The organism is Zobellia nedashkovskayae (genome assembly GCF_015330125.1).
Classification (GTDB): domain Bacteria; phylum Bacteroidota; class Bacteroidia; order Flavobacteriales; family Flavobacteriaceae; genus Zobellia; species Zobellia nedashkovskayae.
In genome coordinates, this window is the sequence record NZ_JADDXR010000002.1 from 1,406,540 (window position 1) to 1,423,323 (window position 16,784).

Sequence of the window (16,784 nt, forward strand, 5' to 3'; positions counted from 1 at the left end):
ATGAAATTTGTAAAATACATAGCACTTACTTTGCTGGCTGCCCTGACGTTTGGAAGCGTTCAGGCGCAGGAAGATGACCCAGTTCTATTGTATAGTCCGGCGTCACAGAATTTATTGAAATTTAATAGATTCTTGATTAACCCAACCTTTTCTACCGTACAGGAAGACAAGTCGTACATTAACCTATTACATCGAAACCAATCGGTACAATTTAAGGATAATGACCAGACCTACTTCTTAAGCTACAGTGGTAGAATAGGAGATAAAAGTGGTTTAGGACTCAGTCTTTATACGCAAAGTGTTGGAGCTGTATCTAATATTGGTGTGTTGGCCAACTATGCCTACGGGATAAAGTTGAGCGACAAAAGTAATTTTACATTTGGTGGTAATTTGGCCTACTACAGTACGGGGCTTGATCAGAACAGCATTGATGTTATTGATCTTAATGACTATAGCTTAACCGGTACTGAAGATAGTAATGTCCTTTCATTTCAACCAGGTTTCAACATCTCTTATGGCAACATAGATTTTGGTGTTTTTGCCGAAAACTTATTCGATTATAATCTAAAGACAAGCAAGTCGTTAACAGAGTTTGGCGATAAAACATATTCTAGTCACCTTCAATATACCCATCATTTTGATAATAATGAGGGTATTATGGAGGGCAGCAGGTTAATGCCAATTGCAAGAGTACGTATGAACGGGCAAAACCGATTAGCGGCAGCAAGCGAAGAATCCCAAGATATGACTTATGGAGGTGCGGTTATTTTGGACTTACCTAAACTAGGTTGGCTACAAGGTGGCTATGACAGTTTTTACGGTGCATCTGCAGGTGCAGGTTTCAACATCAACAAAAGACTTTCCTTAGGATATACCATGGAAAAAGGCTTTGGAACCAACTTTGATAATTTTGGTGTTACTCATGAAATTTCATTCGCATTCTCATTTACTCCTAACCTTACCGAAGACCGTGTAATGTTAGAAGATGATTATGAAGACTCTTTAGTTGACAACGAAGAAGTTGATAAAAACGATCTTGTAGATAATGAAGAGATAGAAGAGCTAAAACGGAAATTAGCAGAAAACGATGCCATCATTCAAGAGCTAATGTTCCGTCAAGATTCCTTGGAATCTAATCGTCAAAAGGATTTAGAGAATCGCTTTAATATGGTGATGAGCATGGTACGCAACGAGACCAATGGTGAGCGTCCTGATCTTGAAGACCGCGCCCAGAATTTATTTATGGGTAATAACGATCGCCCTGCTATTGCTAGCAATGATACGCAAAACAGCAATAGTATACCAAATAGTACATTATCCGCGAGCACATCTAACAACGGTGGGTCCACAAGCAAAACACCTAGCAACAATATAAATAGCAACTCTTCTAATAATAGTACTCCAACAACTACCCTAGCTTCAAATAATACTACTCAGTCTAGGCCTGCTATTGTAAAAGATAAGGTTCAAAACAATTCAACTGCCAATAGTAGAACAACCTCTGGAACAACTTCAGCAGTTGCTGATAGAAGTGATGTAAAAAGTAGAAAATTCAAAAATTTAGAAGGTGTAAAAGACGGTTACTATGTAGTAGCCAATGTTTATAAAGGCGGCCAGTATATGGACAAGTTTATGAACAAACTTAATAACGATGGTTTTTCTTCGGACTATATAGACAATCCTAGTAACGGTTTAAAATACGTGTATTTAGAACGTTATGATACTTGGGAGGAAGCGGTAGCCGCACACAACAGTGGCATGAACGGTGCCTATGATGGCGCAATGTGGATTATGGATGTTGACAACCGCTACTCCAACGAAGCTTACGCTTCTAACGTAGATAAACTAAAAGAAAAATCTGCTAAATATGATACTGACGTACTACGCACAAATGCAGTAGTAAAAGACCAAATGGTATCTAATGAGCTAGATCCTAAAACTCATAAAATAGATGGTATTGGCTCCGGCTATTATATCATCGCCAATGTATTTGCAAATCCTAAAAATGCAAATCGTTTTGTAAAACTTTTAAATTCTTACGGGCTTAGTGCCAGTTACTTCATAAACCCAGATAATAACTGGAGATATGTTTATCTAAAAAGACACCAATCTTGGAACAACGCCCTCTTGTCCTACTATACCAACCTAAATGATGCGTACAATGACAAAATGTGGATTATGCGCGTCAAACCTAACCTACTAGCTTAATGAAACCAAAATCCTTTAAAAAAATATTTGCGGGCGCTCTATTTTTATTGGCATTTGCAGGATTTTCACAAGAATACAACTCCTTTGAAGTTCGCTATCAGAACAACATTAAGGGGGATCTAACATTTATTTCGAACACTATTGTAAATAGGGACGGAGGCACTACTGCTACCGAACCTGAAGACCCTTACAATAACCTCAACACGAGTGGCAATTATTGGCCTTCTAGTAATCGTAACGCAGAAACAGGTGGTTATTATAACTACAATGATTATAAAAACATGCAGTACATAGATGTAGATAGTGATACCTCTACATTTAGTTCTAGTACGGCGACATTTTCATTTCCAAATGCCGACTGTAATCTTATAAGATATGCAGGTCTATATTGGTCTGCAACGTATCCAAGAGATGATACTGCAGACCCAGTAGGTACAGCCAGAACACGCCAAATAGACCAAATAAAATTTAAAGTCCCTAATGGCACCTATGTAGATATTACAGCAGATGAAATACTCCATGACGGTCTAACGAATCCAGCTCTTAGCGCTAACGCCCCATACGCATGTTACGCAGATGTAACCAGTTTAATAACCCCTTTAGCTAATCCTCAAGGGGATTATACTATTGCTAACGTACCTAGTGCCCAAGGTTATGGTGTCTTTAATGGAACCTCTCGCATGACAGGTGGTGCAGCCGGAGGTTGGACTCTTGTTATTGTTTATGAAAACCCCAATTCTAGTGGTAAACTTATTACCACTTTTGATGGTTTTGCTAGGGTTACCGGCACCAGTAATGTAGATATAAATTATACAGGTTTCAATACCATTCCAGTAGGTCCTGTGACCGCAAATATTGGTGCTGCTACGCTTGAAGGCGACTTTAGAATTACAGGAGATAGATTAAGAATTAGAGCTGCGAGCAGAACAAATTTTACCACGTTAAGCAATGGTACCAACCCTTCGAACAACTTCTTTAATAGTAATATTACACGAAATGGTGTTCATGCTAATGATAGAGATCCATTTAGCCTAAACACCTTAGGTTTTGACAGTGATATCTTTAATTTAAACAACCCAACCAATTCCGTTATACCTAATAGTGAGACTGCTGCAACCTTTAGCTTTCAGACCAATGGTGATCAGTATTATCCGTTTTTCAACTCGTTCAATATTGAAATTATCGAACCAGATATTGTTCTAGAAAAAAAGGTAGAAGATATTGCAGGTAATGACATTACCGGGCAAGGTGTAAACCTCGGTCAAATTTTAGATTACGTACTCACATTTACAAACACAGGTAATGATGATGCCGTAAATTATACCATTCGTGACATTTTACCCATAAATGTAACATTGGATGAGGCAAATATAGATATGCCTGCTGGAACAACATACACCTATAACCCAGCAACAAGGGAAGTTGATTTTTTCATTCCCGATACATTCGTGGAAGAGGGTGATACTCCGGCACAGATTCGTATGCGAGTTAAAGTTGCGGAAAACTGTTTTGACTTTATAGATGCCTGTACAGACCTCATACAAAACTTGGCCTACTCTACCTATCAAGGCGCAATAAACGATAACCGTATTACTGATGATCCTAGTGTATCTGATTTTGATAATTGTGGATTCGTTACACCTGGCGCGACCAATTTCTTATTGGATGATTTATCAGATTGTAATTTTACCCGAAACGTTCAACTTTGTGGTGATAGTGTAACCCTAAACGCAGGAGAAAATTTTGATTCTTATATATGGGTAAGTGATGATAACGGCAACGGTAGTTTTGATTCTACAGATACCGTATTACAAAATAGCACTTCCAACACACTTGTTGTAACAGAACCGGGAACCTATATTGTAGATAAGATTATACCTGCTCCATGTAAAGGCTTTAGAGAAATTATGATTGTAGAGCGTTTTGGCGCTACTCAAACTAATCCATTAGTAGACTTTTTTAACGACACAAATAGTGATGCGGATCCTACCAATGATATTCAAGGTGAAATTGTTGAATGTAGTATTGATGGTGATTTTTTACCCAAAATATTTCTTTGTGGTACGGCAGATACACAAGCTATTACATTAGATATTCTAGACGCTCAAAGTATTGCTTGGGAGAAATTAGATGAAGGAAGTTGTACAGCTGCACCTGATGATTGTGCGAATAAGAATTTAGGGTGTACGTGGAATCAAGTGGCTACAGGAAGCGATTATAACGCAGATACAGCAGGAAAATACCGTTTGGTTATTAATTATACCAATGGGTGTTTTAGTCGTTTTTACTTCGATGTTTTTCAGAACAATTTAGATATTCTATATAATGATAGAGACATTATCTGTTCTACAGATGGTAATATCACCATAACCAATTTAGGTAGCAATTACGGTTACCAACTTGTAGATGTAGCCAACAACTCCATTGTAGTTCCATTTAGTGCTAACAACGGACCTAGTTTTGATATTTCTACTAATGGAGCTTACAGAGTTGACGTTACTCAATTAGATGCTTCTGGAAGCCCTATTGAAGATGCCTGTATATTTAGTACTCCAGACATTGGTATACTAGATAGAGACTTTCAAGTAAACGTAACTACCACACCAGCTAATTGTAATGCTCAAGGAATTATAAAGATTGACGTTCTTAATGTAGAGCCCAACTATGCGTATATCCTAAAAAGAAGTGATGGAACCTTAATTGATGACGAAACTGCAGATCCGGATAACACACACTCTTTTAATGTAAATGCAGGAGACTACATCATAGAAGTTTCTACCGCAGATGGTTGTGCCTATTCTGAAGATGTAACAGTTACCAGAACACCAGACCCAACTATAACGGCATTAACCACAAGAAATATTGGTTGTACTGCTGGAACTATAACTCTTACAGGTGCTGGTGGACTTCCTAATCCTGATTATTCGTATGCCATTTGGAGTAAAAACGGAACCAATTTATATGCCGATGTAGCCTCTATTCCAGGTGATGCTTATGATACCGATCCTATATTTACTTTTGGGTGGAGAGATACAGATGCTGATGATGTTGATGAATATTTTGCAGGTGAAGACGGAGATTATGTTTTTGTAATCGTAGATTCTAATAACTGTTTTGCCTTCTCTAACGAAGTAACAATAAATGATAACGGGGCAATGACCCTAGACTCTATTGATGAAACCGCACCTTCCTGTAGTGGTGATTCAGACGGAGCAATAATAATTAATACAACCGGTGGTGTTGCACCATATCAATTCAGTATTGATGGTGGAACAACTACGCAAGGAACACCAAATTTCGTAAACCTTATTGCTGGTACTTATGAAGTTTTTGTAACGGATTCATCCGGTTGTACGTTTTCAGAAACAGTAGATTTAACTGAGCCGTTTCCGTTAAGCGCCTCTGCTGGCGTTTCAAGAGATGCTACCTGTGATCCTAATGGTGCTGAAGTAAGAGTAACGAATGTTACCGGCGGTACAGCTCCATACCAATATAGTTTTGACGGTGGTGCCAGTTATGGTGCTTCTAGTACGGCAACGCTTCCACCTGGAGATTATACGGTTATCGTAAAAGATGCTGCTTGTGAATTTCCTATGACCGTTACTGTTGAAGACGTACCAGACGAGCCAGAAGTAACGCTTACACCAGAAGTAAGCTATGATTGTGATGGATTGGCCACAGTAACTGCTACGCCAAATATTTCAACATACAATTATACTTTTGCCTTAGATGGTGTAGTAAATTCACCAGATCCAGCAAGCAATATTTTTGAAAACGTAGGGCCTGGTACATATACGGTAAGTACTAACTATGTATCTCAGACACCACCAACGCCAAGTTTATTATTGACCGAAGACTTTGGAAGCGGCTCTACAATACCTAACCCAAATACATCTGGGTATTTTTATGAAAATCAGCTTGATAATACAACTCCAAGTGGTGCTCCAATAGACAACGGAGCCTTCGTAAACGACTATGAATATGCCGTAACAAGCAATATAGAAAGACCTTTTGGTTCTTGGATAAACCCAATTGACCATACATCAGGTACAAAAGCATCTCAAGGTCGTTATTTAGTTATAAACGTAGGTACGCCAAGCCCTGGCCAAATCATATACAGAAAGGCTATAAACGATATTATTCCCAACCAACCTTTAAGCATTTCCCTTTGGTTAATCAACCTTTTAAAAAATGGTGCTAGTGGTTTGGATCCTGATTTAACTATTGAAGTTCGCAACCCAAGTACAGATGCTGTAGTAGCATCTATACGAACAGGAGATATTGCCAAAAATACGGGAGCTAGCAACTGGATAGAATTTGCAGCTAACTTAAATCCTGGTAGCAATACTTCTTTAGATTTTGTTATCAGAACAGAAAAAGTAGGTAACGGAGGTAATGATGTTGCTATTGATGATATTAGTGTTTTTCAAGTACCTGAAGTCTGTGAGCAAACTGTAGAAACGGCTGTAACCGTTGTTGCCGGTAATGTGTTTACAGCAGCTATAACTGGTTCTACAGATGCAAGTTGTAACGGTCTATCAGATGGTTCAATAACCTTTGAAGTAGAGAATTTTAATGCTGCCGGATTTGAATATTCTATAGATGGAAGTGCTTTCGTAGCCTCTACTTTATCACCTGTAACATCTCCAGCCAACCTTGGTGCTGGTTCTCATACATTGGTGGTAAGAAAAGCGGATGAAAACACCTGTTCTAGAACGCTGACACAAACAATAAACGCTCCTGATGCGCTTGTAGCTTCGGCCTCTGTCACAACAGAATTAAGTTGTACAAATGGTGGTGCTACTATAACGGCTAGCGTTACTGGTGGTACTGCAGCATACGAATATCAATTAGAAGATAATGCAGGCGCTATTGTTGGATTGTTCGATTATGCAACCAACGGAGCAAATACAGTTTTCTCTGGTTTAGCGGCCGGTGATTATATTGTTAAAGTACGAGATGCTAACACTTGTGAAGATGCAATTAATACTGCATTGACAGTTGCTGCTGCCAACCCGATTACTTTTAATGTTACGCCTACCGCCTGTTATCCTGGTGGAAATACCGCTACGATTCAAGTAGATGTTACAGACGGAAATGGAGATTACACTTTTAGTTTAAACGGAAACCCTTGGGTAATTCCAACTCCTACCAATGCTGTAACTCATACATTTAGCGGTCTTTCAAACGGTACCTATACCATCAATGTTCAAGATGGATTTGGATGTACTGGTGTTTTGCAAAATATTACAATTGACCCTCAACTAACGGTCAGTGCTTCGGCTCCAACAATTACAGCCTGTGCAACTGATACTGATATTACTATTGCAGCTTCAGGTGGAGACAACAACTATGTATTTGCTGTTGTAACTAATGGTACTGCAGTTCTTGACGGAAATTTTAACACAACAAATCCTGTTACAGTTTCGGCTGCTGGAGATTATGATGTCCATGTACGTGATAACAGCGGAGGAACGGATTATTGCTCTGCAGTTTATACCATAACCGTTGATAAAGATGACCCTATTGACATCACTCCAACACTAACAGCAGTAACATGTTTCGGAGAATCAAACGGAGCTATTTCTATAATCGTAGATTCTGGTGGAAACGCACCATTTACTTACAGTATTGATAATGGAGTTACATACGTTACAGAAAATAATTTCCCGAATCTTGCCGCTGGTACATACCCTGTGCGTATTAAAGATTCTAATGATTGTGAAACTATTGCGGAAGACGTAATCGTAACGGAGCCAGCACAATTGGCTGCAGAAGCTACCATTACACAAAATTATACCTGTCTTATTGATGGAGAAATCACTGTTGGTAACGTTACTCCAACAACAGGTGGTTCAACAAACTATCAATACAGTATTAACGGAGGTGCTTGGACAGCTTCTTCTTCAACGGGAGTACATACATTTACGGACCTAACAGATAATACATATAGTATCCGTGTTAGAGATGCCAATGCCACTTCTTGCGAGATTACTTTGTCTGATGTTATAATTTTACCATTACCTACAGAACCAACGCTTTCAACTTCTGTAACATACAATTGTGACGGAACAGGAAATATTACGGTGTTACCAAATGATGCTACTTATACGTATAGCATAGATGGAGCAATAGCTCAAGCACCAAATGTATTTAGTAATGTAGCGTTAGGCAGCCATACCATTGTTGTAAATTACGGTAGTGATTGTACTGTTGATATTACTGAAATTGTAGAAGACGGACATGCTTTTGAAGCTTCTATTACTGCTTTTGAAAATCTAGATTGTAATGCAGATAATTCTGGAACCATTACGATTAACGCAGATAACTACGGAACAGGAGGATTTGAATATAGCCTAAACGGAGCTGTATTTGTTGGTCCGTTTACAGCTGCAGAACAAATTACGGGTCTTGACGCACAAGCACATTCAATTGAAGTACGGGATGTTGACAATGCTGTTGCAAGCCTTCCTGGTTGCACTGTTCTATTAAATCAACCTTTAACCGAACCGGATGCAATTGTTGCTTCGGCAAGCATTACAGAACAGTTTACTTGTAACAATACAGGTGCTACTATTACCGCTAGCGCAATAGGAGGAACTCCAACTTATGAATATCAGTTAGAAGATAATTCAGGTGGAATTTTAACTGCTTATCAAACCGAAACAACATTTACCGGAGTAACTGCAGGAGATTATATCGTAAGAGCAAGAGATACAAATACCTGTAGTGATCAAATTAATACGGCAATAACCGTTTCTGCTCCTATTGTACCAACTTTTGACACCACTACCACGGCCTGTTATTCCGGTACCAATGACGGTTCTATACTGGTTGATGTTACTGCTGGTAATGGAGGATACAGTTTCAGTATTGATGGCGGTCCTTTTGTAGCGGCAACTCCAGCTACTGGAACAACTCATACTTTTAACAACTTGGCAAATGGTACATATACCATAGACGTTAGAGATACCTTTGGGTGTACAGCCGTTCAACAAACGATTACAATAGACCCACAATTAGTAGTCTCCGTAGCTGTTGTTGATATTAGCGCATGTAGTGACGGTTCAATAACCGTTAATGCTGCGGGTGGAAATGGAACATTGGTATATGCCATTGTACCTGCCAACACAGACCCTTCTGGTCTTTATACGACAACAAACTCATTGACTATAACTAGTGCTATGGCAACGGCCAACCCAGCAGGTTATGATGTGCATGTATTGGATAATAATGGTGCATCGCCATCATGTTCGTTCGTTCAAGAAGATATTATTTTAACTCCTGTTGCCACATTAACCGCAAGCGGAACAGCAACCGACCCTGAGTGTTTTGATGGTCTGGGTTCTATTGATGCCACAGCTGGTGGAGGAACAGGTCCGTTTACTTATCAATTGGTAGATTTGAGTCCTGCTGATGGAATTGATTACGGAATAACAAATACCAACATAGCCACAACAACATTGACGTTCAATGGTATTGGAGTTGGTGACTACGAAATTACGGTTACTGACACCAACAGTTGTTCTATTACTTCGGCTACAATTACCATTAACAATGCCACGGAAATAACAGCAGATATCGTTCCGATTTTACCTGCGGCTTGTAATGATCCTGATACGAATGAATACGGATTTAGGTTTGATAATGTAACATCTCCATCCGGTGGTATTATTGAATATAGTAACGATGGTGGTACATCTTGGCAACTGTCTAACGAATTGAGAGGTACTATTTCTGGTACAGAAGTTTTCCCTTCTATCAGAGTTACTTTACCTAGTGGCACTATTTGCCAAATGGATTTTGATAGATACATCATTCCTTATCCATTAGATAATTTAGATATCAGTATTAGTGCAATAGTCGTAGACTGTAATGATTTACAAGTACGTGTTCAGGGAACAGCTGGTATTGCCCCCTACGAATATGCTTTTTCAGAAGATCCGGCTAATTTTGATCCAGCTACCACCACTTGGCAGCCAGGTGGAACAGTAAATTCTAGTGGTGCTACCGTTCCTGCAGGTGAAGGTTCTTATACTTGGACAGGATTAACACCAGGTAGAACTTATGTATTCTATGTTAGAGATAATACCGGATGTGTTCGTCAAAGTCTTGTAAACGTAAATGACCTAATTGTTGAACCCATTACCATCACTACGGAAATTACTCCTACTTGTTTTGGTTCTTCAACTGGTGAAATAGAATATACAATAACCCCAACTACAGCATACTCACATATGCGTTGGGAATTCTTTGAAGTAGGCAATTCTACTGCTCTTCAGACCAGTGGAGGAAACATCCTTTATAACAATACTATAAATGTTACCGGCCTACCCGAAGGCAATTATTATATAGAAATAGTACAGTCTGACGGAACAACAGATTCATGTACAGGAGGTAGTGAAAACACCTATGTACCAGAATTAAGGGTATTAGATGCTACAGCAACTGCAACAAGAGACATCTCATGTAACTTGCCAGGTTTAATTACTGTTGACAATATCACTGGCGGTGGTGGAGCTCCTTATACCTATGATGTAACCGGACCTCTAGGTTTTACAGCTTTAACAGACCTAAATACTAACCCGGTTCAAATTCCTGTAAACTCACCAGCAGGAGCTTACACGGTTACAATTAATGATCAATACGGATGTTCGTTTACCATGTTACCGGTTAATTTAAGTTTATCGGCAAATCCAACTTTCACGTCAATTACTCAGGATAACTGTAGTGCACCAATTGACCTTACTGTTGTTGGAAGTTCAGCCGCTGGGAATATCCGTTATGCTATTGTACTTGCAGGTGACCCTGTACCTACAACGTATCTTGATAATGCCGGTTTATTTGAAAATGTAACCGCTGGTTCTTATGATGTCTATATTATTGATGGAAACGGTTGTACTAACTCCCAATCTAATTACACAGTAAACCCTGTTCTTTCTGCAAAAGCAGAGCTCACCAAAATATTGGATTGTACTGCTTCGCCAGATGCCATAATAGCAATTGAAGTATTAGATGGTTCAGGTAGTTATGAGTACTCAATTACAAATACTGCCGGAGCTCCAGCGGTTATGCAAACAGTTATTCCGGGTAACCCATTCAATTACCAAGCGCCTGCTGCAGGAGATTATACAATTACTATCTATGATACCAATACACCTAGTAGTGTAATTTGTAATAGAGAGTTTGTTGTAAACGTTCCAACTAGAGTAGAGCCTGTTGTGAATACAATTGCATTTACCGACGTTACTTGTTTAGGTGATTCTGACGGTACTATTACTATTTCAGCAATAGACAATGCAACAGGACCATATACTTTTGAGATTACTTCTATGGATGGTGCTGTAACAAGTATCAACCCAACAAGCTTTACTAATACTACGGCCACATTTACTGGTCTTGCACCAACAACTACCGTTGCTGGATATGTAGTAACCCTTACAGGTAATTCTACTACTAACAATTGTACGACAGATAGTGCTGCTATTACCATTGCAGAACCAACAGCTATTGTTGTAACAATGGATCCGGTGGTTGAATTTAGTTGTACAACTGCTAACAATCAAAATGATGCAAGTATCACGGTAGCAAGTGTAGCAGGAGGTTCAAATACCTTTGTTCGTTATGAATTCATTAAAAATGATAATCCAGCTACAGTAGCTGTTGAAGCAGATATTGTGGTTCAAAATGGTTCTAATGACACCTATATTGAAACCGATGTATTAGGTGGTGCATATACCATAAACGTTTATGACGATAATGGTTGTTCTGGTACTACTACAGAAACAATTGCTCCTTTTGTTGAAATTAGTAATCCTACGGTTACCATTGATACCGATGTAAGCTGTGATCCTGGTGATGATGCTGTAATTTCAATAGGAGTTGATTTAACTCCTCCTTCAGGAACACCAACACTAGAATATTCTGTTATTGGAACCGATAATGCATATAGCAACTTAAATCAACCTACTAATTCATTTACTGGAATAGGCGTAGGAAACTACGAAGTAACCATAACCAATTCGGATACCGGATGTTTCGTAAAAACTACTTTTGAAATTGAAGATCCAAATACATTTGAAATCGATGCTACTACTGTAGATGTAGTATGTAATGGAAATAATGGTTCTGTAAGCTTTACTATAAGCGATGCTACCAATCCATACACTGACGGTTTCACTTGGCAAATATATAATTCACAAGGAACGGCCGCTATAGGTGATGATACTATCATTGTTGCAGCAACCGGAACCTCGGCCAACGTAGGTCCCACTACACCATATGCCATTGGCGCGGGCGAGTACCGTGTTGAGGTTACCCAAGACAGTAACCCTTCTTGTGTAGCTTCTGAATTATTTACCATTGCAGGTCCTAGTGACCCAATTAGCGCAAATAGGATATTTACCGATATTACTTGCGTACCTGGCAACAACGGAACCATTACCATTACCGATATTACTGGCGGATGGGGCGGTTATTCGTATCTCATCTTTGATGCGGCCGGTCCAGTTATTGACACTACTGACCCTGCAAGTTATATTTCAAACCAGAAAGAAGAAAACCTAACCGCAGCTACCTACGAAGTTTGGGTTATGGATTCTAGAGGATGTGCTGAGCAATTAGCAGATGTCGTTCTGGCTGATCCAACACCAATTACGGCAGATTTAAGAATAAATCAGCCTAACTGTACCGACTTAGAAGGTGAAATTGAAGTTTTCAACGTGCTAAACGGTCAAGGTAGCAACTATAGTTACCAGTTACAGCTATTCAATACAGGTACTTCTACTTTTGAAGATATGAGACCTATACAAACCTCAGCTATATTTAGCGGCTTAGGTGCAGGCGAATATCAAGTAGTTGTTAGCGATCAATGGGGTTGTGTAGGTACTACAAATACAAGCATTGACTTACACGAACCTATTTCACCATTGGCATCCGTAGTTAAAACAATTGATTGTTCTACTACAGATCCTGGTGGACAGATTACCATTTCACAAACAGGTGGTTCTGGAAGCTTCAGATATGATGTACAATACCCATTATCAGCTCCAGCTACCGTAGATGATACCAACAATACAGGTATTTTTACAGGTCTTACGCAAGTAGGTGATTATATATTTACAATTACCGATTTAGACCCTAACCACGGTTGTATTTCAACTATTACACAACGATTAGAAACAGCAGTGATTCCTATTATGAGTGTAAATTCTTCTACTAATGTAACATGTAATGGCTTAGATGACGGAACAATCTCCGTAAGTGTAACCGACAATGGTGTTGGTCCTTATACGTTCAGTATAATTACGGGTACTGGTAGTTCGGCTACCTTCCCAATAGCAGGGACATCTTCAACAGCAACCTCAGCTTTCTTTGATGGACTAGAAGGTTCTATTGCTGGAATAACCTATACTATTGAAGCCAGAGGTGCTAACAACTGTACCATAACTACAGATGTTACTATTACTGAATTAAATGTTATTACTGTAGATGCGATTAGTGTGCTTGAATATGGTTGTGCAGTTGGAAACAATGGCGATAATGCCAGTGTTTCTTTTACTACTGCATCTGGTGGTACGAATACTTTTAATAGATATGTATTCATCCGAAATGGAAGTGTTGTTCAGGATGGTTCTAACACTACCTATTTTGAAACTGATGGTCTAGGCGGTTCATACGAATTACAAGTATATGACGATGCAGGATGTTCCGCACTTTCAGCTACTGAAACTGTCGTACCTTTTGTAGAAATCAGTGATGCTACAGTTACTACTACTGAAGAAGCCGCTTGTTCTCCATTGAACAACGGTGAAATAGAAGTTGGCGTAACGGTTAGTCCTTCTGGTGCAACACCTACTTTAGAATATTCGGTTACTGGTATTAATGTAGCCTACCCAACACAGACAATTACTTCTACCAATAATCCTGAGACATTTACAGGATTAGAAGTTGGCAACTATAGTATAAGCATCACCAATGTAGATACAGGTTGTATTATTGAAAAGGTTCATGCAATTGCCGACCCAGATGTTATAGAAGTTATTGCAACCAAATTAACAGACGAACAATGTTTGAACGATGGCGTAGATGACGGAAGTTTCAGTGTTGTTATCAACAACTATACTGGTCCTTACAGTTACCAAGTTTATGATTTAAATGATATTCCTGTAGCTGGATTTAGTGGAACTGGAAACACTAGTACGCCTTTGACTATTTCAAATCTTGTTGGAGGAAGCTATTACATACGTATTACAGAAACTACCGCACCATTGTGTGATGATGATTCTAATGTAATAACAGTATTGGCTCCAAGTGCTCCAATTACAGCAACGTTTAGAGAAGAAGCTAATGTTTCATGTAGCAATGACCAAGGAGAGATATTTGTTGATCCAACAGGTGGTGAAGGTCCATATACTATTGTTTTAGAAAATACAACTACTTCTACTACATATACTGAAACAAATGTTGAGGCATTTATTTTCAAAAACTTATCTGCTGGCGATTTCCATGTGACTGTTACGGATGTATTCTCATGTGTATTCTCTGATAACATTACTTTAACTAGACCTGATGATATTGTAGCTGATATAACAGCTACGACCTTATCATGTTTTAACGGAAATACTGCTAGTATATCTACTACTGTTGATCCAAGAAATATTACACCTACATATCAATACAAATTAAATGTGTATGAAGATATAGCCGGAAGCATCTTGTTGACTACTTCGGTAGGGCAGGCTACAGGTGACTTTGATAATTTGGCTGCTGGTTTCTATAGTGTTACCGTTAGTGATAAAGTAGGGTGTTCTGAAGAAACACGTATTATTGAAATCGTTAATCCTACGGAAGTAGAAGCATCACTAATTAGAACTAGCCCGTTGACATGTACAACAGGCGTAGAATTCGAATTAAGTGCCACTGGCGGAAGCGGATCTTATGAGTATAGTACAGACAATGTAAGTTGGACAACGATGGTCGGAAACAGCGTTAGTTTGCCTCTAAGCGGTATGTTAAGTGCCGGTGTCTACCGTTACTACGTAAGAGATGAGGCTAACTCATGTACAGCTGTTCAATCTAATTCTATTGAAGAAGATCCTATTGATCCACTTATTTTGACAATAGATACCACTGCAGCTTTTATTAATTGTAATGGAGATAATACAGCTACCATTTATGCAACCGCAGATGGTGGTTTAGGAAACTATCAATATGCTTTATATACAGATGTTTCTTTAAACGTTGCTTCTCGTATAGCAGGTCCGCAAAGTAATGGAACATTCAGTAGCTTAACAGCAGGCACATATTATGTAGATGTTACAAGTCAAGATTGTACGATTGCTGCACCAGAACGTATTGATATTTCTGAGCCTACAGCTTTAGATTATACAGATGACGTTATAAATGTAACTTGTAATGGTGAAGAAGACGGTAGTATAACCGTTACTCTATCCGGTGGTTCAGGTGGTTATCAATATGCGATATCACCAAACCTTAATAAGTTTGATGATGATAATACTTTTGAAGACCTTGCTCCTGGAGACTACAGAGTAATTGCACAAGATCAGAATGGTTGTTTCATAGAATTGGAATATACTATTGATGAGCCTGCTATAATTGAGGTTTTAGGAACATCCACACCAGAAATATGTGTAGGTGAAGAAAACGGAACCATAGAGCTTACTATTACTGGTGGTACACCAGTTTACAGTACTAGAATGCATACAGAAGCTGATTTTGTAGAAGACAGAACAACATTTACTGATTTGGCCGAAGGAAACTACATCATATTTGTTCGTGATGCTCAAGGTTGTGAAGAAAATATAACCATAACGGTAGATGCAGGTGTTAATCTGAATGCGTCGGTAGAACCGGTATATGGTTGTAATGGAAACACACCAAATAACTACATTAATATTGTGATGGAAGATACTAGTATTGCGGACCAAGTTCTTTTTGGAGTGGATACTACAGATCCAGCAGAAATGCAACTGAATCCGTTCTTTAGAGACCTGACACCTGGTACACATTATATATCAATATCTCATGAAAATGGATGTATCATAACTTATGATATAGAGATAGAAGATTACCAACCTTTGACCATTGTGTTAGAACAAACTAATATTAACGAGATAACTGCAAATGTTACCGGAGGTAGAGGTACTTATAACATCACATTTGGTGATAAAAATAACGGTTCTGACAACACATTCTATATTAATCATACTGATACTTATGTGGTTACCGTAACAGATGAAAATGGTTGCGAAGTAGTAGCTAGCATCTTTATGGAGTTTATTGACCTTGATATTCCAAACTTCTTTACCCCAAATGGAGATGCGGAAAATCAGACTTGGAAACCTAAAAATGAAGATGGCTTCCCAGAGATACTAACCATCATATTTGATCGTTATGGTAGAGAGGTGTACCGAATGGGTGCCGGAGATTCAGGATGGGATGGTCTTTATTTAAATAAAGAACTTCCTTCAGGAGATTACTGGTACGTTATCAAACTCAACGGAGAGAATGACGACAGAGAATTCGTTGGACACTTTACCCTATATCGCTAAATA

At 38.8% G+C, this 16,784-nt stretch carries 2 protein-coding genes; both read left to right on the forward strand.

The features are described 5' to 3' along the window. Positions 1 to 2,208, forward strand: a complete 2,208-nt coding sequence (locus IWB64_RS06065) for a PorP/SprF family type IX secretion system membrane protein (protein ID WP_194533154.1) — start codon at positions 1 to 3, stop codon at positions 2,206 to 2,208. Further along, positions 2,208 to 16,781, forward strand: coding sequence for a T9SS type B sorting domain-containing protein (locus IWB64_RS06070; protein ID WP_194533155.1), 14,574 nt, complete (start codon positions 2,208 to 2,210; stop codon positions 16,779 to 16,781). The genes IWB64_RS06065 and IWB64_RS06070 overlap by 1 nt, the downstream gene beginning before the upstream one ends. Positions 16,782 to 16,784 lie beyond the last annotated feature (3 nt).

Coding starts and splice junctions, on each gene's coding strand:
- IWB64_RS06065 (WP_194533154.1), top strand. CDS start 1: ATGAAATTTGTAAAATACATAGCACTTACTTTGCTGGCTGCCCTGACG.
- IWB64_RS06070 (WP_194533155.1), top strand. CDS start 2,208: ATGAAACCAAAATCCTTTAAAAAAATATTTGCGGGCGCTCTATTTTTA.